The 21,704-nt window shown below is 68.2% G+C and carries 18 protein-coding genes; 4 read left to right on the top strand and 14 right to left on the bottom strand.

Going from position 1 to position 21,704, the window contains the following annotated elements:
* Nucleotides 1–1,329 carry a C4-dicarboxylate transporter DctA gene (gene dctA, locus HWX07_RS07790; RefSeq protein WP_175875855.1) on the top strand — a complete coding sequence of 443 codons (1,329 nt, stop codon included), beginning with the start codon at nt 1–3 and terminating at the stop codon, nt 1,327–1,329.
* A gap of 24 nt (nt 1,330–1,353) precedes the next feature.
* On the opposite strand, the gene HWX07_RS07785 is transcribed toward dctA, so the two are convergent.
* Complete coding sequence (locus HWX07_RS07785; RefSeq protein WP_175875854.1) at nt 1,354–2,136, bottom strand: substrate-binding domain-containing protein; 783 nt, start codon at nt 2,134–2,136, stop codon at nt 1,354–1,356.
* Between the two features lie 61 nt (nt 2,137–2,197).
* The gene (locus tag HWX07_RS07780; RefSeq protein ID WP_175875853.1) at nt 2,198–3,493 is read right to left on the bottom strand and encodes an MFS transporter; all 1,296 of its coding nucleotides are present in this window, start codon (nt 3,491–3,493) and stop codon (nt 2,198–2,200) included.
* Between the two features lie 336 nt (nt 3,494–3,829).
* On the opposite strand from HWX07_RS07780, the gene HWX07_RS07775 reads away from it, so the two are divergent.
* The gene (locus HWX07_RS07775) at nt 3,830–5,338 is read left to right on the top strand and encodes a GGDEF domain-containing protein (protein ID WP_175875852.1); all 1,509 of its coding nucleotides are present in this window, start codon (nt 3,830–3,832) and stop codon (nt 5,336–5,338) included.
* 124 nt (nt 5,339–5,462) lie between these two features.
* Here the strand turns inward: HWX07_RS07775 and HWX07_RS07770 are convergent, their stop codons facing one another.
* On the bottom strand, nt 5,463–6,368 hold the full coding sequence (locus tag HWX07_RS07770) for a LysR family transcriptional regulator (RefSeq protein WP_175875851.1): 906 nt from the start codon (nt 6,366–6,368) through the stop codon (nt 5,463–5,465).
* 110 nt (nt 6,369–6,478) lie between these two features.
* Here HWX07_RS07770 and HWX07_RS07765 point away from each other — a divergent pair, with 110 nt between their 5' ends.
* A complete protein-coding gene (locus tag HWX07_RS07765; RefSeq protein ID WP_175875850.1) occupies nt 6,479–7,342 on the top strand; it encodes an NmrA/HSCARG family protein in 864 nt (287 codons plus the stop codon).
* Nucleotides 7,343–7,527: 185 nt separating this feature from the next.
* On the opposite strand, the gene HWX07_RS07760 is transcribed toward HWX07_RS07765, so the two are convergent.
* From HWX07_RS07760 to HWX07_RS07710, 11 genes are all read right to left on the bottom strand, one after another.
* Nucleotides 7,528–8,430, bottom strand: coding sequence for a GNAT family N-acetyltransferase (locus HWX07_RS07760; protein WP_175875849.1), 903 nt, complete (start codon nt 8,428–8,430; stop codon nt 7,528–7,530).
* 195 nt (nt 8,431–8,625) lie between these two features.
* Nucleotides 8,626–9,813, bottom strand: coding sequence for a M20 aminoacylase family protein (locus HWX07_RS07755; protein WP_175875848.1), 1,188 nt, complete (start codon nt 9,811–9,813; stop codon nt 8,626–8,628).
* Between the two features lie 65 nt (nt 9,814–9,878).
* Entirely contained in the window at nt 9,879–11,336 is a 1,458-nt protein-coding gene (locus HWX07_RS07750; protein WP_175875847.1) for an aldehyde dehydrogenase family protein, read from the bottom strand.
* A gap of 93 nt (nt 11,337–11,429) precedes the next feature.
* Nucleotides 11,430–12,755 (bottom strand): FAD-binding oxidoreductase, encoded by a 1,326-nt coding sequence (locus HWX07_RS07745; protein WP_175875846.1) that lies wholly within the window; start codon nt 12,753–12,755, stop codon nt 11,430–11,432.
* A gap of 2 nt (nt 12,756–12,757) precedes the next feature.
* The gene (locus tag HWX07_RS07740) at nt 12,758–13,495 is read right to left on the bottom strand and encodes a cupin domain-containing protein (protein ID WP_175875845.1); all 738 of its coding nucleotides are present in this window, start codon (nt 13,493–13,495) and stop codon (nt 12,758–12,760) included.
* A gap of 120 nt (nt 13,496–13,615) precedes the next feature.
* The gene (locus tag HWX07_RS07735; RefSeq protein WP_175875844.1) at nt 13,616–14,047 is read right to left on the bottom strand and encodes an AraC family transcriptional regulator; all 432 of its coding nucleotides are present in this window, start codon (nt 14,045–14,047) and stop codon (nt 13,616–13,618) included.
* A 23-nt stretch (nt 14,048–14,070) separates the two neighbouring features.
* Nucleotides 14,071–15,405 (bottom strand): FAD-binding oxidoreductase, encoded by a 1,335-nt coding sequence (locus HWX07_RS07730; RefSeq protein WP_175875843.1) that lies wholly within the window; start codon nt 15,403–15,405, stop codon nt 14,071–14,073.
* Nucleotides 15,406–15,544: 139 nt separating this feature from the next.
* On the bottom strand, nt 15,545–17,419 hold the full coding sequence (locus HWX07_RS07725) for an ABC transporter ATP-binding protein (protein ID WP_175875842.1): 1,875 nt from the start codon (nt 17,417–17,419) through the stop codon (nt 15,545–15,547).
* Nucleotides 17,419–18,375 carry an ABC transporter permease gene (locus HWX07_RS07720; protein ID WP_175875841.1) on the bottom strand — a complete coding sequence of 319 codons (957 nt, stop codon included), beginning with the start codon at nt 18,373–18,375 and terminating at the stop codon, nt 17,419–17,421. The genes HWX07_RS07725 and HWX07_RS07720 overlap by 1 nt, the downstream gene beginning before the upstream one ends.
* A gap of 30 nt (nt 18,376–18,405) precedes the next feature.
* A complete protein-coding gene (locus HWX07_RS07715) occupies nt 18,406–19,359 on the bottom strand; it encodes an ABC transporter permease (RefSeq protein ID WP_175875840.1) in 954 nt (317 codons plus the stop codon).
* Nucleotides 19,360–19,438: 79 nt separating this feature from the next.
* The gene (locus tag HWX07_RS07710; protein WP_175875839.1) at nt 19,439–21,022 is read right to left on the bottom strand and encodes an ABC transporter substrate-binding protein; all 1,584 of its coding nucleotides are present in this window, start codon (nt 21,020–21,022) and stop codon (nt 19,439–19,441) included.
* Between the two features lie 382 nt (nt 21,023–21,404).
* Between HWX07_RS07710 and HWX07_RS07705 the strand changes: the two genes are divergently transcribed.
* Nucleotides 21,405–21,683: a hypothetical protein gene (locus HWX07_RS07705; protein ID WP_175875838.1), complete on the top strand. Its 279-nt coding sequence runs from the start codon at nt 21,405–21,407 to the stop codon at nt 21,681–21,683.
* Nucleotides 21,684–21,704: the final 21 nt, after the last annotated feature.

The raw sequence follows: 21,704 nt of genomic DNA, 5'->3' as shown, positions 1-21,704 counted from the left end.
GTGAGGGGGACCCGGCTGCTGAAATCGCTTTACGTGCAGGTCCTGCTCGCGATGATCGTCGGCATCGGCATCGGTCACATGTGGCCGGCGGCGGGCGCGATGCTCAAGCCGCTCAGCGACGCGTTCGTCGGGCTCGTGAAGATGACCATCGCGCCGATCGTCTTTTGCACGATCGTGTCGGGCATCACGTCGCTGTCGAACGGGCAGGCGATCGGCCGCACGATCGTGCGCTCGCTCGCGCTCTTCTATCTGTTGACGGCCGCCGCGCTCGCGTTCGGGCTCGTCACCGCCTACGTGCTGCGACCGGGCGCCGGCATGCACATCGACGTCCATCATCTGGATGCGAGCATCCTCGCACCGTATGCGAAGCATGCGGAACCGCGCAGCCTGGTCACGTTCGCGCTCGGCATGATTCCGGACACGATGCTCGGCGCATTCGCCACCGGCGAAGTGCTGCCGGTGCTGCTGCTGTCGCTGCTGTTCGGCTTCTCGCTGAATGCGCATCCGCGCGCCGCACGGCCCGTTCTCGCGCTGATCGACGGCATCGCCCAGGTCGTCTTTCGCGTGCTCGCGATGATCATGCGGCTCGCGCCGCTCGGCGCATTCGGCGCGATGGCGTTCACGGTGGGCCGCTTCGGCATCGGCTCGGTCGGCTCGCTGGCGAAGCTGATGGTGTCCTTCTACGTGGCCTGCGCGCTGTTCGTCGCGCTGGTGCTCGCCCCGCTCGCGCGACTTCACGGCTTCGCGCTGTGGCGGCTGTTGCGCTACCTGCGCGAAGAGTTGCTGATCGTCCTCGCCACCTCGTCCACGGAGCCGGTCCTGCCGCGCCTGATCGTCAAGCTGGAAGCGCTCGGCTGCGACAAAGGCGTCGTCGGGCTCGTGCTGCCGGCCGGCTATTCGTTCAATCTGGACGGGACCGCGATCTACCTGACGCTCGCGGCGCTGTTCATCGCGCAGGCCTGCGACGTCCCGCTTTCCGCGCCGCAGGTCGCGACGATGCTCGCGATCATGCTGGTCACGTCCAAGGGGGCCGCCGGCGTGTCCGGCAGCGGGCTCGTCGCGCTGGTCGCGACGCTCGCCGTGATGCCCGACCTGCCCGTCGCCGGGGTCGCGCTGCTGGTCGGCATCGATCGCTTCATGTCGGAGGCGCGCGCGCTGACGAGCGTGATCAGCAATGCGTGCGCGGTGATCTTCGTGTCGTCGTGGGAAGGGGCGTGCGATCGTGCGCGTCTCGCGCAGCGGCTCGCGGCGGCCGGGCCGGCCTTGCCGAACGGGGCCGATGAAGACGGTGCCGCGGCAGACGGCGGCGGTGACGGGAAGACGGTCTGATACGCGCCCGCCCGTCGCCCGGGCTCAATGCGCGGAAACGGAATCCAGGCCGGTCGATTTCACGTCGGCCTGCACGTCGGGCGACGCGAGATAGTCGAGCAGTGCCTTCGCTTCCTTCGGATGCTGGGCGCCGACCGGAATGCCGGCGGCGAAGCGCGTGACGGACTGCAGCGATTCGGGAATCTTGCCGACGAAAGTCGCGCCCTTGACGGGCAGCAGTTCGCTGACCTGCTGGAAGCCGATTTCGTAGTCGCCGTTCGCGACGACCGACGCCACCGGAATCCGCGGAATCATCTTCGCCTTCGACTTCACCTGCTCCTCGATGCCGAGCTTCTTGAACAGCTCACGTTCGATGTACACGCCGCTCGCGCTGTCCGAGTAGGCGATCGATTTCGCGTGCAGCAGCACCTGCTTGAGCCCTTCCGCGGTGCTGATGTCGGGCTTGGCCGCGCCGTCGCGCACGACCATGCCGATGCGCGAGTCGGCCAGATCGACGCGGGAATCGGGGATGACCTTGCCCTGCTTGATCAGATCGTCCAGCGCGTAGCCGACCATGATCACGGCGTCGGCGGGCTCGCCGCGCGCGAGCCGGTTCGGAATCGCTTCGGGCGACTTGCCCATCGACGGGCCGAGCGCGGTCGCGAGCGTATTGCCCGTGGTGGACGCGAACCGCGGGCCGAGCACCTTGTAGGCGGCGGTGAAACCGCCCGAGCTCATCACGTGCAGTTCGGCGGCCTGTACGTTGGCCGCCACCGCCGCGGTGGCGACGAGCGCGGTCGCGCAGAATTTCAGGAACGGATTTTTCATGATCGTGTTCGTGGTCGTGCGGATGCGTGGGTGTGGATGAACGTTGCGGATGGGCCGGACCTCAATGCGCGGGCGTCAACGTCGCCGGGCGGTGGCGGTAGAGCGCGAACGTCGCGAGCAGCGCGCACACCGCGGCGAAGCTCATCCAGTAGCCCGGCGCGGCCTTGTCGCCCGTCAGGTGAATGAGCCCGGTCGAGATGGCCGGCGTGAAGCCGCCGAACACGGCCGTCGCGAGGCTGTACGCGAGCGAGAAGCCCGCGACGCGCACCTGCACCGGCATCACTTCGGTGAGCGCGACGACCATCGCGCCGTTGTAGATCCCGTACATGAACGACAGCCACAGCAGCACAAGCAGCATGTTGACGAACGACGGCGCATGCGCGAGGAACGACAGCGCCGGGTAGGCGGTCACGACGGCGAGCATCGTCATGCCGACCAGCAGCGGACGGCGGCCGATCCGGTCGGACAGCGCCCCGCCGATCGGCAGCCACACGAAGTTCGACACGCCGACGCAGAGCGTCACGAGCAGGCTGTCGGCGGTGCTCAGATGCAGCACGGTCTTGCCGAAGGTCGGCGCATAGACGGTGATCAGGTAGAAGCTCGTGGTGGTCATCGCGACCAGCATCATGCCGGCGACCACGACGCCCCAGTTCTGCACCAGCGTACCGAACACTTCCTTCATGCCCGGACGATGCTTGCGCGCCTTGAACTCCTGGGTTTCCTCCAGATTGCGGCGCAGCATGAAGATGAACGGCACGATCATGCAGCCGACGAAGAACGGCACGCGCCATCCCCAGGCGCCGATCTGCGAGGCGCTCAGCCACTGATTGAGCGCGAAGCCGAGGCCCGCGGCGATGACGATCGCCACCTGCTGGCTGGCCGATTGCCAGCTCGTGAAGAAGCCCTTGCGGCCGGGCGTCGCCAGCTCGGCGAGATAGACCGACACGCCGCCCAGTTCCGCGCCCGCGGAGAAGCCCTGCAGCAGCCGGCCGATCAGCACGAGCACGGGCGCGAGCAGCCCGATCGTCGCGTAGCCCGGCACGAACGCGATCAGGAGCGTGCCGCTCGCCATGATCGACAGCGTGACGATCAGGCCCTTGCGGCGGCCGACCTCGTCGATGTACGCGCCCAGCACGATCGCGCCCAGCGGACGCATCAGGAAGCCGGCGCCGAACACGGCGAAGGTCATCATCAGCGACGCGAATTCGCTTTGCGTGGGGAAGAAGACGTTGGCGATCTGCGTGGCGTAGAAGCCGAACAGGAAGAAGTCGAACTGCTCGAGAAAGTTGCCGGCCGTGACGCGAAAGATCGCGGCGGCCTTCGAGCGTTCGGCCGGAAGGCGGGACGAGGGGTGCATCTGGGTGTCTCCTGAAAATCCTGGAATACGCGGGAGGGGCTGGTCGATTGTCGTTTTCCGGCATGTTGGCGCGGTATCGATCAAACGATAAGTGCGATTTTCGGAACGATTGATGCAGGCTGGTTATCAATCGAAAGCGACCCGCGCGGGTCCGGAAGGCGAGCGGGCGTATCGCCGCATGGCCGCACACGTTTGCGTCGCCGCACCAGGCCGAGAGCGTCGATGGGCGGTCGATAGGCGGCCATGCGGGCCTCGATTTTTTGTTAACCGTGCCGTTAACCCTGACTGGACCCGCGCCGGCGCACGTGCAGCCGGCATCTCAAAACGAGCGCGAGCATGCCCGCATTCACTTCGATCGAGAAAATCGCCGACTGGGCCGGACGCCATCCGTTCGTCGTCGGCGCGTTGGGCACGCTGATGTCGCTGGCGGCACTGGGGATCAGCGCGGTGACGCTGTGGGTCGCGCGCAGCGAAGTCATCGAGCACGCGCATGAGACGTCGCGCAACGTCGCGGCCGTCCTGGCGAGTCAGATCGCGAGAACGGTCGAAACGTCGAACAACGCGCTGGTCGCGCTGGCAGCGGATCTCGGCAAGCCGGCGGTACAGCGGATGGACGTCGGGTTGCGGCACGACCTGCTGTTCGAGCGCACCGCGGCGCAATACATGACCGGCATGGGCGTGACCGACCGGCGCGGCCGCCTCATTGACGGGTGCTGCAGCACGACCCATCGCTGGGACTTCGCCGATCGCGACTACTTCAAGGTTCATCGCGATGCGGACAACGTCGGGCTCTACGTCTCCCAGCCCTATCGCGCGCGCTCGCGCGGCGGCAAGGAGTCCATCGCGCTGTCGCGGCGCATCGAGCGGCCGGATCATACGTTCGACGGGATCGCGGTCGTCGCCGTCGATCTCGCCTACTTCGAGCAGTTGCTGTCCCGCCTCGATGTCGGCCCGAACGGCGTCAGCGCGATCGTGCGCGCGGACGGCACGATCCTCGCGAGAAACCCGTCGTTGAACGACGGCCAGATGAACCTCCTGCGCCGCTCGACATCCTTCAAGCGGATGGTGAACAGCGAATCGGGCTTCTATCCCGCGCGTTCGAGCATCGACGGCATCGTGCGGCTGTACACCTACCAGCGGATACCGGGCACCCCGTTGATCGCGGTCGTCGCGCCGGCCGAAAACGACGTGCTGGCCGGCATCCGGCGCCTGTCGTGGACGGTCGGCGTGTCGGCGTCCGTGATCGGCGCGTCGTTCTGCGCGGTGGTCTGGCTGCTGGCCTTCGCGTTGCGCGACAACTTCCGCAAGCAGACGCTGCTGACCGATCTCACGCGTACCGATCCGTTGACCGGATTGCGCAATCGTCGCGCGCTCGATACCGCGCTGGCCGACGAATGGGAGCGGCTGCAGCGCGGCAGCGGCGGCAGCCTGTCGGTGCTGTTCATCGACGCCGATCACTTCAAGCAGTACAACGACCAGCACGGGCACGCGCAGGGCGACACCGCGCTGCGCTTTCTCGCCGAATGCATCCGCGCGCATACGCGACGGCGCGGCGACCTCGCCGCGCGCTACGGCGGCGAGGAATTCGTCGCCGTGTTGCCGGATACGGACGAAAACGGCGCCGCGCAGGTCGCCGAAGCGATTCGCCGGGAAGTCGAAGGCAACCGGCTCGTCGGGTTTGCGGAAACCGTGCCGCCTTTCACCGTCAGCATCGGCTGTGCGACCGGTCGGCGCGCACGGCATGCGTCCATGCTCGCGCTGTCGCACCAGGCGGACATGGCGCTCTACCGCGCGAAGCGCGAAGGCAGGAACCGCGTGTGTTGCGCGCAGACGGACGCGGTGTGAAAGCCGCGGTTCGATCGGGACGGGCGGTGTGGCATGCGCCCCAGCCGATCGCGACGGCCTCCTGCTCGGGACATCGCGGTGATCGCGAAGGCGACGGGCGTGCGCTGCCGCGACCGCGTCTGTTTCACTGCCCGGGTTCGATATACGCGGCCAGTTCTTCCGGCTCACCTGACGGAAACGCGTCCTTCAGGTGAACGAGAAACGCGGACACGCGCGTGCTCAATAATCGCCTGGACGGATACAGCGCCCACAGCGCGATATCGGACGCCGGTACGTCGCCCCAGCTGACGAGCGTGCCGGCTGCCAGATCGCGGCTCACGAGCGAGATCGGCAGGCATGCGGCGCCCAGGCCGAGGCGGACCGTATCGCGCACCATGCTCAGCGACGACAGCCGCGCCACCGGTTCGACCGGGATGCGCGCCGTGCCGGCCGGGCCCGTGACCTCCCATGCAGTGCGCGTATCGTTCGCGCCGCGCATCACGGCCGGCGCCGGCGTGGGCGCGTCGCCGCCGGGCCGCGCCAGCCCGGGCTTCGCGACGACCACCAGCCGGTCGCGCAGGATCACGCGCCCGATCAGGCTTTCGTCGGGGTCCGGGTTCACGCGGATCACGAGGTCGTACCCTTCCTCGATCATGTCGACGGGCCGGTCTTCCGTCGTCACCTCCAGCCGGACGTCCGGGTATCGCAGCGCGAACGTCGCCACCAGTCTCCCCATCGCGAACTGGGAAAACAGCATCGGCGCGCTGATACGCAGCCGGCCGCGTGGCCGCTCGCTTCCCGCCGCAATCGCCGACGCGCTGTCGGCCAACTCCGCGAGCAGCGCGCCTGTCCGCTCGTAGAGCGCGCGCCCTTCCTGCGTGAGCTTCACGCCGCGCGAGCCGCGCTCGAACAGGCGCAGCGACAGACTGTTCTCCAGTTCCGCGACGCGGCGCGACAGCGTCGCCTTCGGGCGATCCGCGACTCGCGCGGCCTCCCCGAAGCTGCCATGGCGGGCGACGAGGTTGAAATCGGCGAGAGCGAGCAGGTCCATGTGTTCCACCAGTGAGACGATATGTCTATTTATCACACCTTCCGGATCGCGTGTGGATCACTTAACTTAGGTAGGCAGTCAACCCGACCATTACCTCAGGAGTGAACATCATGACCATTCTCGTTACCGGCGCCACCGGCCGTATCGGCCGCCAGCTCGTCCGTCAACTCGTCGATCGCGGCGCCGACGTGCGCGTGCTGGTGCGCGATCCGGCCAAGGCCGATTTTCCGGCGGCCGTGACCGTCGCGCAGGGCGACATGCTCGACGTCGACGCGCTGCGGGCGGCATTCTCCGGCGTGCGCACGCTGTTCCTGCTCAACGGCGTGGCGGGCGACGAATTCACGCAGGCGCTGATCGCGCTGAACCTGGCCCGCGAAGCGGGCATCGAGCGCGTCGTCTATCTGTCGGTCCTGCACGCCGACCGCTTCGTGAACGTGCCGCACTTCGCGGTGAAATCGGGCGCCGAGCGGATGATCGAGCAAATGGGCTTCAGCGCGACGATCCTGCGGCCCGCGTATTTCATGGACAACGATGCGACGGTCAAGGACGTGATCGTCGGGCACGGCGTGTACCCGATGCCGATCGGCGGCAAGGGCATCGCGATGATCGACGCGCGCGACATCGCGGAAGTCGCGGCGCTCGAGTTGATCCGCCGCAACGATGCGCCGGCCACGCTGCCGGTCGAGACCCTCAATCTCGTCGGGCCCGACACGCTGACCGGCCCGCAACTGGCGTCGATCTGGTCGGACACGCTCGGCCGCCCGGTTGCCTATGGCGGCGATGATCCGACGCCGTTCGAAGACAATTTCGCGACATTCATGCCGAAATGGATGGCGTACGAAATGCGGCTGATGGCCGAACGCTTCGTCAGCGACGGGATGGTGCCGGAGGCCGGCGACGTCGAGCGGCTGACCGCGATCCTCGGCCGCCCGCTGCGGACGTATCGCGACTTCGTGGCGGCGCTCGTGCGTTGAGCGCGTTGAGTGCGATGCGGCGCGTTCATGCGCCGCGCGGCGGTGCAGGGCGTCGCCGAGCGGTTGACCAGGCGACATGCGCGGCCGGTTCGCCGCGACCGCCATGCGGTCGCCGGCGACGGTGGCCACGCGGCGGCGGCCCTGGCGTCCGGATCGGGCGAGAGCCGGACGCCAGGCCGGGCCCGCTACAACATGGCCTGACTGACCAGCCCGTACAGCCCGACTACCGGGTCGGCCGCGCCCTCGTGTGCCGCGGCCGGCGCATTGCGAACCATCTTCGAACAGGTATCCACCTGTTTCAGGCCCTGTTCGCTCAGCCACGCCGGCAAACTGCTGCCGTCAGGCACATCGATCCGCACGAATTCGCCGTCCCGTTTCGTCAGCCAATAGCCGATCAGCGCCTTCGCATGCGCATCGTCGCTCGAACGCGGCGCAACCACCGGGCCGACCACGTAACCGCGGCCGAAGCGCCGCAGCACCGAAAACCCGACGACCTCACCGTCGCGTTCGAGCACGACGCTTTCCCCCCGGGCCTGCAACGCGGACAACAGCGCTTCGCGCTGGAGGCCCGACGCACGCGCGTCGAGTTCGACGAGACGCGGCCAGTCGGCCGGCGATCCGGCACGCAGCCGCTCGCCATCGGGCACGGCCACCGCGGCGGGCCGATCCACGTTCCCCTGATACTGGCTCAGCGATCCGCATACGTTGAATCCGAGTTTCTCGTAGAGCGGTCGACCGGCCGGCGTCGCGTGCAGAAACGTGATGCGCGGCCCCAGCTCATCGAGGAGCGTCTCCATCAGTTTGCGGCCGATTCCCCGCCCCTGATGCGCGTCGGAGACGATCACGTGCCCGATCGCCGCGCGATCCGCACCGTACTTCCAGCACATCGCCGTGCCGATGACCACGCCGTTTTCCTCGGCCGCGAACGCGGTCGACGTGTCGGCGGAAAACTGCCAGTCTTCCGCCCGGAACGGCCAGCGAAGCGCCATGGAAAGCGCATGGGCAGCGGGGACGTCCTCTGCGGTGAATCTGCGGTAGTGAAGCGCCGACGTCGCGTCGCGCTCCTTCACTTCATGTTCCTGGTTCATCAAGCAGTCCTTCTAAATGGTGTTTTCGTGCGACACGGCACGTCAGAAAAATGCGCAGTGACCACATCGAAGCGGCTGAAAATTGCACGGCGCTCCCCGGCTGGCACGAATGCCCGACGATCGGCAAGCACGCCGTTCCCGGGCCTGACGCCCGACCAACCAGACGTCAGCCGGTTTCCACGCCGCCCCGACGCATCACGCCGATCGCGTGAAGTAACGCTGCGCCAGCGCGACCCAATAGCGGACGCCGGCCGGAATGATGTCGTCGTTGAAATCGTATTTCGGGTGATGCAGCGCCGGTGCGCTCGCGCCATCCTGAGCATTGCCGATCAGCACGTAAGCACCCGGCCGCTCCTCCAGCATGAAGCCGAAGTCCTCGGACGTCATGTTCGGCGGCACGTTGGGAGACAGGCGCGCGTCGCCGAACGTATCGCGGATCACCGCTTCGCACAGCGCCGTCTCGGCCGGCGTGTTCACCGTCGCCGGGTAGTACTGGAAAAACTCCACGTCGACCTGCGCGCCATAGGCCCCCGCGAGCCCTTCGCACGCGAGCCGGACGTCGCGCTGCAGCTTCTGCTGCAAGGTCGAGGACAGCGTGCGGATCGTGCCGCGCAGCTCGGCGGTGTCGGGAATCACGTTGTCCGTCGTGCCCGCATGGAACATGCACACGGAAATGACCGCCGGGTCGACGGGGTCCTTGTGCCGTGCGGCGATGGTCTGACACTGCAGCACCATCGAGCATGCGAGCGGCACCGGATCGATGCCCAGATGCGGCTGCGCCGCGTGCGCGCCCTTGCCCGTCACCGTGATCCTGAAGCGCGAGCCGGCGGCCATGATCGCGCCGGTGCGCAACCCGAAATGCCCGGCCGGCAACCCGGGCCAGTTGTGCATGCCGAATACCGCTTCCGTCGGGAATTGCTCGAACAGCCCGTCGTCGATCATCCTGCGCGCGCCCGCGCCGCCCTCTTCGCCCGGCTGAAACACGAAATGGACGGTGCCGGGCAATTGCGGCAACTCCTTGAGCACGCGTGCGGCGCCGAGCAACATCACGGTATGGCCGTCATGGCCGCACGCATGCATGATCCCGTGCGAGCACGATGCATGCGCGAAGTCATTGGCTTCCTGGATCGGCAACGCGTCCAGATCGGCGCGCAGCACGATGCCGCGGCCCGGCTCCGCGCCGGGCAGGCTCGCGACCACGCCCGTGCCGCCCAGCCCGCGCGACACCGCGTAACCGAGCGCTTCAAGCTCGCGGGCCACGACGTCGGCCGTCCGGTGTTCCTCGAATCGCAACTCGGGATGCGCATGCAGGTCGCGGCGCAGCTTCGCCCAGTGCGCACGGTGCGCGTTCAACGACGTGTCGGGGATGATGGCGTTTTCCAATCTCGGCACCCTTGCAAAGCCAACCGGTTCAAATCACGACTGCCGCATCGCGCGCGACAGCCGCCTCAATCATAAAAGCCCAGGACAGACTTGACCTCCATATACTCCGCCATTCCTTCGATCCCGTACTCGCGGCCGTTGCCCGACTGCTTGTATCCGCCGAACGGCGCCTGAGGGTCCCATGCCGGGTAGTTCAGATGCACCTGCCCGGCCTGGATACGCGCGGCCACCGCCCGCACGCGCGCCATGTCGGTGCCCTGCACGTGCGCGCCGAGCCCGTACACCGTGTCGTTCGCGATCGCGACCGCTTCTTCCACGGTGTCGTAAGGCAGGATCGCAAGGACCGGGCCGAAGATCTCCTGCTGCGCGATCGCCATGTCGGTGCGCACCTCGGAGAAGATCGTCGGCCGCGCATAAAAACCCTTGTCGAGGCCCGCCGGCCGGCCGGGGCCGCCGGCGATCAGCTTCGCGCGCTCGCCGATGCCCACGTCGATCATCTGCGCGACCCGGCCGAACTGCGCGCGATTGGCGAGCGGCCCGTGCGTGGTGGCTTCGTCGAACGGATCGCCGACGACGAGCGTTTGCATCGCCGCGACGGCCAGTTCCTCGACCGCGCCGAGCACGGCGCGCGGCACGATCATGCGGGTCGGCGCGCTGCACGATTGCCCCATGTTGCGGAACGCGGCGGCGACGCCCGGCGGGATCGCGCGCGACAGATCCGCATCCGGCAACACGACGTTAGGCGACTTGCCGCCCAGTTCCTGCGCGACGCGCTTGACGGTCGTTGCCGCCGCCTGCGCGACGAGCACGCCGGCCCGCGTCGAGCCGGTGATCGACACCATGTCGACCTCCGGGTGCGACGACAGCGCGGCCCCCACCGTTTCGCCACTGCCGCTCACGAGATTGAATACGCCGGCGGGCACGCCCGCGTCGGCGACCACTTCAGCGAACAGCAACGCGCTGAGCGGCGACAGCTCGCTCGGCTTCAGCACGACCGTGCAGCCTGCCGCGAGCGCCGGCCCGACCTTCGCGGTGATCTGATAGATCGGCCAGTTCCACGGCGTGATCAGCGCGCATACGCCGATCGGCTCGCGCACGACCGCGGTCGTCCCGCGCCGCTCGACGAACGGGTAGCGCGCGAGGTTGTCGCGTGCGACGCGGATGTGTTCGGCCGCGAGCGGCACGTGCGCGCCGCGGGCATAACCGATCGGCGCGCCCATCTCCAGCGCGAGCGCCGTGGCGAACAGCTCGGCGCGCTCCAGGATCAACGCATGGATGCGGTCGAGCAGCGCCGCGCGTTCCTGCGGCGACGTCGCGGACCAGCGTTCGAACGCACGGCGCGCGGCCTGCACCGCGCGGTCGGCATCGCGTGCGCTGCCGAGCGGGATCTCGCACAGCGTGTCCTCGGTGGACGGGCTGACGACCGCGAACCGGTCGCCGCCGTCAGGCAGCACCCAGTCGCCGTCGATGAAAAAGCGATCCAGCCGGCCGGCTTGCATCAGGTGAACAACAGGGGAATTCATTGCAGCGTGTCCTTGAGTCGATACCGTGCACCGACGCACGGCGAAAGCCACGATGGGCCGAGGCAGCGGCCGGAGCGCGTCGCTGCCGCCCCGCTAGAAATCCGCGACCTTGCCCCACGCGGACTCGCTGAACCGGCCGGGCCGGTACGGCGTCGGGTCCACGAACGGCTGCGCACCGGACGCGAGATCGGCGATCAGGTGCCCGGCGCCCGGGCCGATCCCGAAGCCGTGCCCCGAGAAGCCCGCCGCGAGGATCAGCCCCGGCACGCCCGGCACTTCGCCGATGCCCGGCACGCCGTCCGGCGTGCTGTCGACGAAGCCGGCCCACGCGTGCGTGATCCTCGCCTCGCGCAGCTCGGGCAACAGTTCGGACGCGCGGCGGTACGTTTCGGCGACCGTCGGCATGTCGGGCTTCGGATCGAGAATGCGCACCGCTTCCATCGGCGTCGGCGCATCGAGGCGCCAGCGCTTCAACGTTTCATGACCGCCGCGTACGCCTTCGAGACCGCCCGGCAGCAGGTTGCGCCAGCGCTTCGCGAACATCGGCACGAATTGCGGCGCGAAGCGCAGGAACTGCGGCGTCGGGTCCACGCGCGCGCGGCCGCTGATCGCCAATGCATAGCGTCCGTCGCAGCGGCGCGTAATGGACACGCCTGACGTATACATCGCACCCGGCAGCGGCGTGTCGACGGGCGACACGCTCAGGATCGACTGACGGATCGACGCCTGCGGAAACCGGATGCCGAGCTGGCGGCAGAACGACGACGCCCATGCGCCGCCGGCCATCACGGCCGTCCGGGTCTTGATGACGCCCGCTTCGGTGACGACGCCCGCGACGCGGCCGCCTTCGAGCTCGATACCGCGCGCCGCGCAGTGCTGGTGGACGCTGCCGCCCAGCTTGATCAGCGCGGCGGCCACGGCCGGCGCGGCCTTGCCTGGGTCGGCAGTGCCGTCGGTCGGCGAGAAGACGCCGCCCTTCCACTGCCGCCCCGTCGCCCGTCCGCGCTCGGCGGCCTGCTTGCTGTCGAGCATGTACGTGGTCACGCCCGCCGTCTTTGCGAATTCGCCCCAGCTGGCCCAGCGGGACAGCTCGGCTTCGTCATTGCTGAGATACAGCAGCCCGCAGCGATGAAAGCCGGTGTCTTCTCCCGATTCGGCGGCGAATCGTTCCCACAGATCGATGCTCTTGCTCGCCATCGGCAACTCGCGCGCATCGCGGTTCTGCTGCCGGCACCAGCCCCAGTTGCGGCTCGATTGTTCGGCGCCGATGCGCCCCTTCTCGACGAGCGCGACCGACAGCCCGCGCCGGGCCAGATAGTAGGCGGTGAAGACGCCGATGATGCCGCCGCCGATCACGACGACGTCGGCCGCGGCCGGCGGCGTGGACAAGGTTTCGATATGGCGCAGCGGAGGGGACATGCTCAGTCTCGTTCGGTGGTGGAAGGTTTGACGTTCTGCATCACGTAGAATTTCGCCACGCGTTCGCTGCTTTCCCACCCGATCGACGCGCCGCGCGGCACGAACAGCGCATCGCCGGCACCGACCGACTGCACGCTGCCGTCGGGCGCCGCGAAGCGGACGCCGCCGTCCAGCAGGAACATGAACTCGTTCGCGCGATGCGGCCGGACGATCCGGTGATACGGCGTCGAATCCCACGTGCCCGCGCAGTACCCTGCGCCGTCGTCGGTGAACACGTTGTCGCTGCGGCATTGCGGCGCGGGGCCGAGCAGCACCTCGGCCGGCAGCGTGGCGGACGGCTTGAAATCCGCGTCGGCATACAGTGCAAAAACGCCTTGCTTCGTCGGGGTCTCGCACGCTGCCGAGCAGAACGTCAGCAGCACGGGCGATTGCGCGGCGATGCGCAGCGCGGTGCCGCAGCCGATCACGGCGCCTTGCCCCGGGCCGACCACCAGCGGTGCGGCCCCGGCCGCTTCGAGCGTCAGCTCGCCCTGGACGACGACGAGGGTTTCGATGTGCGGAAAGCTGGACACGTCCAGCTCGCCGGCGAAGCGGATACGCCCCGCGGCCATCGCGTCGGGGCCTTCCCACGCCACCTCGCGATGCGCTGCGAACGGATCGCTCGCGCCGAACGCCTGCTGGCGGAATGCGGTGGAAGAAGGTGCGCCGTCGGCCCGGTGCAACACGAAAACTGCGGTCATTTCTGCTCCTGTGCGGTGCGTGGCGGCCTGGTTCAACGCCGTCACGCGATATCTGAAATCGTCGTTCGCCGGCTCTCCGGCCGGAAAATCCTCAGCGGGGCATGTCGTCCATGCGTGCGCTTACGCCGCGTGACACGACGCTTCGCGGCGTTCGGTGCGCAGGCGCGTCGACGGCGTTCGTTCCGGTGCGCCGCCGGTTCGGGCAACCACGTAATCGCGCGGCGTGATCCCGAGCACGCGCCGGAAATGCCGGCACAGATGGCTCTGATCGAAGAAGCCGACGTCGGTCGCGACGACCGACGGCGCGAGGCCGGCGCGCAACAGATCCTGCGCCCGCCGTATCCGCACGAGACACAGATACCGGTGCGGCGACAGCCCGGTTTCGCTGCGAAAGCGCGCGGTGAAACGCGACACGCTCAAGCCGGCCACCGCCGCGAGCGTGTCGAGGTTCAGCGGCTGCGCGAACGACGCGTCGATCGTGCGCAGCACGTCGCCGATCGCCGGCGAGACGGGCCGCGCGACACGCGGCGAACCAACGAATTGCACTGTCATATCGAGTTCTCCCCGCGCTCGCTTCAATGCAGGAAATCCTGCATCCGGTAATACGCGCCGACGAGCGGCAAGAACCACGCGTGTCCGAAATGGCCCGGTATCGCCGGCCATTCGAGCTCGCGCCACGGGTTCGACGCGGCCGCGCCATACAGCACGTCGGCCATCACGCGGCCCATGTGCACCGACATCTGCACGCCGTGGCCGCTGTAGCCCATCGAGTAGTAGAGTCCGTCGTGCTGGCCCGCGCGCGGCAGCCGGTCGGCGGTGATATCGACCAGCCCGCCCCAGCAGTAGTCGAGGCGCACGTTGGCCAGCTCGGGGAAATAGCCGGCCATCCCGGCGCGCAGGATGTCGCCGCTCTTCGCATCGGAGCGCGGGCTCGACATCGCGAAACGCGCGCGTCCGCCGAACAGCAGCCGGTTGTCGGGCGTCACGCGGAAGTAGTTGCCGATCTGGCGCGACGTGACATACGCGCGGCGATGCGGAAACAGCCGGTTCAACTGCGCGTCGGGCAGCGGCTCGGTCACGACGATGAAGCTGCCGACCGGCGCGATGCGTCGCCGGAACCAAGCGAACGGCCCGTGCTGCGACGCGCCGGTCGCGACCAGCACGCGGTCGGCGACGATCGTGCCACGGGCGCAGGTAATTCGGTGGCGCTCGCCGTCGAGCCGGTCGAGCTGCGTGACGGCCGCGTGCTCGTACACACGTGCGCCGGCACGCACGGCCGCTTGCGCGAGGCCGACGCCGAACTTGCCCATGTGCATCTGCGCGCCGTTGCGCTGCAGGAGCCCGCCGTAGAAACCGTCTGACGCGATTTCATCGCGGATTCGCGACGGCTCGATCAGTTCGATGTCGGGGTCGACATCGCGCCGCAGCACGTTGAAGGTCTTTTCGAGCCCTGCGAAATGCTGCGGTTTCGCGGCGAGCTTCAGCTTGCCCGCTCGCCGGAAATCGCAATCGATCGCCTGTTCGGTGACGATCGTCTCGACGCTCTTCACCGCGCTTTCGTACGCGAGATAAAACTGCTTCGCCTGTGCGGCGCCGATGCGCGCGGCCAGCGACGCGTAGTCCTGCGCGACGCCCGTATTGCACTGGCCGCCGTTGCGCCCGGACGCTTCGCCGGCGACCTGCGCGGCTTCGAGCACGACCACCGAGACGCCGCGCTGCGCGAGCGCGAGCGCCGCCGACAAGCCGGTGAAGCCGCCACCGATCACGACCACATCGGCCCGCCCCTCGACGGGCCCCACGCTGCCGTCGCGAAACGCGGGGCGGGTATCCAGCCAGTACGATTCCAGTTTCATCGGATCCTTCTCGAGCATTCCGGCAACGACGATCGGCGACCGTTCAATGAGAATCATTTAATCACCGTCAAAAACCGCAGTTGCCGCGTATTCGCGCGCGGCACGCGTACAAATCGCCGTTTTGCGCGACCGCCGCAGCAGACTATGCGGCGGCCCGTCCATCACGCCGCGCGATGAACGGTTCGCGCGCCACGCATTACAGTTGCACCGGCGTGACACCGGCCGGCACCGGCTCCGCCTGGAAGCTCGCGAGATCCTCCTCGCTGCGGTGGCACAGCACCTGCGCGCCGTTGCCGAGCGTGCGCAGCGACGGGGCCGTCCGGTTGCACACGCCATCCACCCGCATCGCGCAGCGCGACAGGAACGGGCACAGCTCGTCCTCGTGCTCGCGCTCGCCGATCGGCACCAGCGGCCGGTGGCAACGCTCGGCCGCATCGTCGAGCCAGCCCGCGCGCAGTTCCGGCGCGGACGACACCAGCAGATGCGAATACGGGTGATAAGGCGGCGCGCACAGCGCGTCGCGGCTGCCCGTCTCCACGCGGCGGCCCGCATACAGCACGACGATGTCGTCGCTGATCGCGCGTACCTTCGCGATGTCGTGCGTGATGAACACGTACGACACGCCGAGCTTCGCCTGCAGGTCGCGCAGCAGCTCGATGATCGCGGCGCCGACGACAGTGTCGAGCGCCGACGTGACCTCGTCGCACAGGATCAGGTCGGGCTCGGCCGCGAGCGCGCGGGCGAGGTTCACGCGCTGCTTCTGCCCGCCCGACAGTTCGCCGGTACGCCGCGACGCCACCGCCGGCGGCAGCCGCACGAGCTCGAGCAGTTCCGCGACGCGCTGGCGTGCACGCGCGCCCTTGATCCCGTGATAGAACGCCAGCGGCCGCGCGAGCGTGCGCTCGACGGTATGCACCGGGTTGAGCGCGGTATCGGCGTTCTGGAACACGATCTGCACGCGGCGATGCTGCTCCTTCGTCCGTTTGCCGATATCGCGCGCGAGCGGCTCGCCGTCGAGCAGGATCGCGCCGCCGGTCGCCGGCACGAGGCCCGCGATCACCTTCGCGAGCGTCGTCTTGCCGGAGCCCGATTCGCCGATCACGCCGACCGTCTGCCCGCGCCCGATGCGCAGGTCGACTTCATGCAGGATCACTTTCGCGGGCCAGCCGTTCGCGGCGCGGCCACCGTAGCCCGCGATCGCGCCGCGCACGTCGAGCAGCGGCGCCGGCGCGGCCGGCTCGCGTGCCTGCGCTTGCGTGTCGCGTTCGACATCGTTCGGCGTGACCGCCGCGATCAGGCTCTGCGTGTACGGGTGCGTCGGCGCATGCAGGATCTGTTCGGTCGCGCCCGCCTCGCGGATCACGCCGTCGCTCAGCACGACGATCCGGTCGGCCATCTGCGCGACCACGGCCAGATCGTGCGACACGTACACCGCACTCATCCCGTAGCGCTGGATCACGCTCTTGAACGCCTGCAGCACGTCGATCTGCGTGGTCACGTCGAGCGCGGTGGTCGGCTCGTCGAGAATCACCAGCTCCGGATCGGTGATCAGCGCCATCGCGGCCATCAGCCGCTGCAGCTGACCGCCCGACACCTGGTGCGGATAGCGCTTGCCGATCGTCTCCGGCTCCGGCAGCGCGAGCGCGCGAAACAGCTCGATCGCCTTCGCCTGCGCGTCGCGCTTCGTCATCGTCTTGTGGATCAGCGCGGCCTCGATCACCTGGTCGAGAATCGTGCGCGACGGGTTGAACGCGGCGGCGGCGCTCTGCGCGATATACGCGACCTTGCGGCCGCGCAGCGCGGTCAGCGCCGCAGCCGAAAGCGTGCACACGTCGGTGCCGTCGAGCTTCACCGAGCCGCCGGCGATCCGGCATCCGGTACGCGCATGGCCCATCAGCGACAACGCGATCGTCGTCTTGCCGGAGCCCGATTCGCCGATCAGCGCGAGCACCTCGCCGCGCCCGATGTCGAAGTCGACGCCGTGGACGATCGTCGTTTCCTCGCCGCCCGGCCGGCCGCCGACCACGCGCAGCCCGCGCACTTCGACGAGCGGGTTCGATTCGTGTCGCATCAGTGTCCTCCGGCGGCGCCGGCCGCGCCCTTGCGGCGGCCGCGATGCGGCAGGCCGTCGATCATCAGGTTGACGCCCACCGTCAGGATCGCGATCGCGACCGCGGGAATGATCGCGACGGCCGAGCCGTCGCCGAGGCTCGCGATGTTCTCGCGCACGAGCGAACCGAGGTCCGCATACGGCGGCTGCACGCCGAGCCCGAGAAAGCTCAGGCCGCTCAGCAGCAGCACGACGAACGTGAAGCGCAGCCCGGTGTCCGCCAGCATCGGGTGGATCATGTTCGGCAGCATCTCGACGCACGCGATGTACAGCGCGCTTTCGCCGCGCGCCCTGGCCACCTGCACGAATTCGAGTGTGCTGATGTTGACCGCCAGCGCCCGCGCGATCCGGTACGAGCCGGGCATGTAGCTGATCGCGGCGGTGAGCACCAGCAGCGGCAGCGACGAGCCGAACGCGGCGACGAGCATCAGCGCGAACATCTTCGACGGAATCGACGTGAGCGCGTCGAGCAGCCGGCTCATCGTCTCGTCGACCGCGCGGCCCGACACGGTCGCGAGCAGCCCGAGCGTCGTGCCGGTCACCGCGGCGAGCAGCACCGCGGCCAGCGCGAGCAGCACGGTCAGCCGCGCGCCGTACAGGATTCGGCTCAGCATGTCGCGGCCGAGGAAGTCGGAGCCGAACGGCAGCTTCGCGCTGAACGGAGCGAACACGTCCGGCGTGACGATCGCGCCGACGTCATGCGGCGCGATCAGCGGTGCGAACACCGCGACGAACAGCATCAGGCCGACCATCGACAGGCCGACGCGGCCGCCGGTCGTCAACGCGATGCGCGCGCCGCGGCGCTTGCGGGGCTGGTCGGGAGCAGGCGCGGCAGGCGGCAGGCCGTCCCGGCCCAGATGCGGGTCGCCGGAGGGCGGCAGCGCGCTGCTGCGTTGTACGGGTTCGATCGGTTGCATGGGCGGCATCTCGGAAGGAAGACGAAACACTCAGGTGCGCAGTCGCGGGTTCGACACGATCGAGCACAGGTCGGCGAACAGCACGAGCGTCAGGTAAGCGACGCAGAAGATCAGCGTGCACGCCTGGACCAGCGGGAAATCGCGGTTGCTGACGGCGTCGACCATCAGGCTCGCGAGGCCCGGATAGTTGAAGATCGTCTCGACGACGATCACGCCGCCGAGCAGATACGACAGGCTCAGCGCGATCGCATTGGCGATCGGGCCGATCGCGTTGGGCAACGCATGGCGCAGCACGACGCGCGCGGGGCTCGCGCCCTTCAACGTGGCCATCTCGACGTACGACGCGCTCAATTGCTCGATCACCGCGGCGCGCGTCATCCGCGCCATCTGCGCGATCACGACCGCGCACAGCGTCAGCACCGGCATCGCATACGCACGCAGGAAATCGTGCAGGCTTTCGATCGGGCCGCTGTACGACAGCGCGGACAACCAGTGCAGCTTCACCGCGAACACGAGCACGGCGACCGTCGCGATCAGGAATTCCGGCGTCGCGACGAGCGACAGCGTGCCGAGGCTGATCACGCGGTCGACCATCGACTCGCGCTTGACCGCCGCGAGAATCCCGAGCAGCAGCGCGATGGGCACCGACACGGCGGTCGTGATCGCCGCCAGCGCGAGCGACTTCGGCAGGCGCCCGCCGATCAGCTCCGATACCGGCATGTCGCCGGAAAACGACCGGCCGAAGTCGCCGTGCAGCAGCCCGGCGAGCCAGTGCAGGTAGCGCACGTGCGCCGGCATGTCGAGACCGAACTGCTGGCGCAGCGCGGCGACCGTCTCCGGCGTCGCCGACTGGCCGAGCGCGGCCTGCGCGGCGTCGCCCGGCAGCAGGTTCGTGATCGTGAAGATGATCGCGGACACGATCAGCAGCGTCAGCGCGGTGACCGCGACGCGCCGGCAGATCAGCCCGATGAGAATTCGGTTCATGGAGCGGTACTCCCGAAAAAACCGCGCGTGGCCGGCGCGGGGGTCCGCACCGGCCGCGCGGCGGCGGCCAACCACAACGTCATGCGTTCCACCACACGTTCTCGGCGAACATGAAGCCCATCATCCCGCCGGTCGGGATCGAACCGAGGCCCGCGAGCCGCTTGTCGTACCCGTCGAGGAAGCTGATGAACGCCGGAATGCCGACCCGGCCCTGCTGCGACACGATCACCTGCATGTCGCCGTACATCTGCTTGCGCTTCGCGTCGTCGGTTTCCGAGCGCGCGGCGAGCAGCAGCTGGTCGAACTTCGCGTTCTTCCAGCCCGATTCGTTCCACGGTGCATCCGACTTGAAGAACTGCGTGAACAGCACGTCGGCGCTGGAGCGCGGGTTGATGTTGCCGAACGTGAGCGGGTGCTTCATCCAGTGGTTCGACCAGTAGCCGTCGGGCGACGCGCGGTTGACCTGCAGGTTCAGCCCGATCTTCTGGCCGGCCTGCTGCAGCAGCACGGCCATTTCGATCGACCCGTTCGCGTCGGACGTCGCATAGATCGGCGGCAGCGTGGCGCCGAGCGCTCCCGCCTTCTGGAGCAGGAATTTCGCCTTGTCCGGATCGTGCGCGCGCTGCGGCAGCGACGCGTTGAAGTAGCGATGCCCCGGCGGAATCGGCTGGTCGTTGCCGATCACCGAATAGCCTCGGAACACCGCCGTGCGAAGCTGCTCACGATCGAACAGGTACTTCATGCCTTCGACGAAATCGGGGTTCGCGACGATCGGGTTGTCGCTGCGCATGATCAGGTCGGTATAGAGGCCCGACTTGGTTTCCTTCAGCGCGTAGCCCGGCGTCGACGAGACCCGCTGCGTCGAGCGCGGATCGATCGCGTTGATCAGGTGCACGTCGCCCGACAGCAGCGCATTCAGGCGCGCGGCGCTGTCGCTGATGCCGATCAGCTCGATCTCGTCGAGATACGGCTTGCCCGGCTTGAAGTAGCTGTCGTTGCGCACGCCCACGGTCGACACGCCCGGCTTGAACGACTTGAGCTTGTACGGGCCGCAGCCGATGCCGGTGCTGAAGTCGGTCGTGCCGTCCTTGACGATCACGAGCTGCGGCGTCGCGAGGATCACCGGCAGGTCCGCGTTCGGGCTGGCGAGCGTCAACGTGACTTCGTCGGGGCCGGTCGCCTTCGCGTCGGCGAACTGTTCGGCGAGCGGCTTGACCTTCGACGCGGTGGCCGGGTTCTTGTGGCGCATCAGCGAATACACCACGTCGGCCGGGCCGACCGGCTTGCCGTCGTGGAACGTGACGCCCTTGCGCAGCTTGATGATCCAGGTCTTCGCATCGGTCGTCTGGAGCGACTCGGCGAGGTTCATCTGCGGCGTCAGGCTCGCGTCGAGCTGCGTGAGGCCGCTGTAGAACATGAAGAAGCGCGTGTAGTCCGCGCCCGTCGAGCCCTTGGCCGGGTCGAGCGTATCGGCCGTCGAGCCGGCTTCGTTCGCGACCCGGATCTTGCCGCCGCGCTTCGGCGCGGGCGCGGCGAAGGCGGAGTCGGGGGTCATCAGCAGTCCGCCGGCGCCGGCGGCCATCATGCCGCCCGCCGCCATGACCTTCATCATGTCGCGGCGCGTGAAGCCGCCCTTGCCGCCGTTGTCGATATCGTCGCTCATCCGAACTGCTCCTGACTGTGGAAAGTGGGTCCAAGGGTCCAGCGTGGTTGTTCAATCCCGCTGCGTCCGCTTGCTGGTGGCGGGCGCGACGTCGTACACATGCAATTCATTTAAGCATCGCCAAAATGCGGTTTGTCGCGATTCGGGCGGCCCGCACGATACGAATCGACCGTTTTGAGCCGCCCGCGCAGCATGAATTGCTGCATGCGCATCCGTGTCGCCGTGTGCCCGGCGCTGTGTCGCGGCGGCTGCCGAACCCGTGTCGATGCAGGAAATCGTAAGGCCGCAGCCGCCGCAGATTGCGTCGACAAAATTGCCCGTTCGGCATCCGGCGCGCGTTTGACTCGCGCAAACCGCACGTTTGTATCGAATGGGGGCTTGCATGCCGACGACGGCTGAAACGCGCCGCGCGGTGCGGCAGATCGCCGCATGCACGGGCGTCAGCGACGGCACGTCGCGGATGAAAGTTCAGAAGAATGCCACTCAATCGGAGCGGCTTGGCGAGAAGGCGGGAAGAGGACGGCACTGCCCGGCGAGCGGGCGCACGCGTGCCGTGCAGCCGTCAGGAACTGTGGTGATCCCGTGCGGCGACGCGTCCGTTACCGGCGTGCCGGTGCACACGCCGGGCGTGCGCCCGCGCGGCGTGAAGGAGGTGGAGTGATGTACCGGCTGTCCGCGGACA

The sequence above is a fragment of the Burkholderia sp. BCC0097 genome, from assembly GCF_902832985.1.
Classification (GTDB): domain Bacteria; phylum Pseudomonadota; class Gammaproteobacteria; order Burkholderiales; family Burkholderiaceae; genus Burkholderia; species Burkholderia orbicola.
The sequence above is the reverse complement of the archived record's forward strand: the minus strand, read 5'-3'. Positions and strand labels throughout refer to the sequence as shown.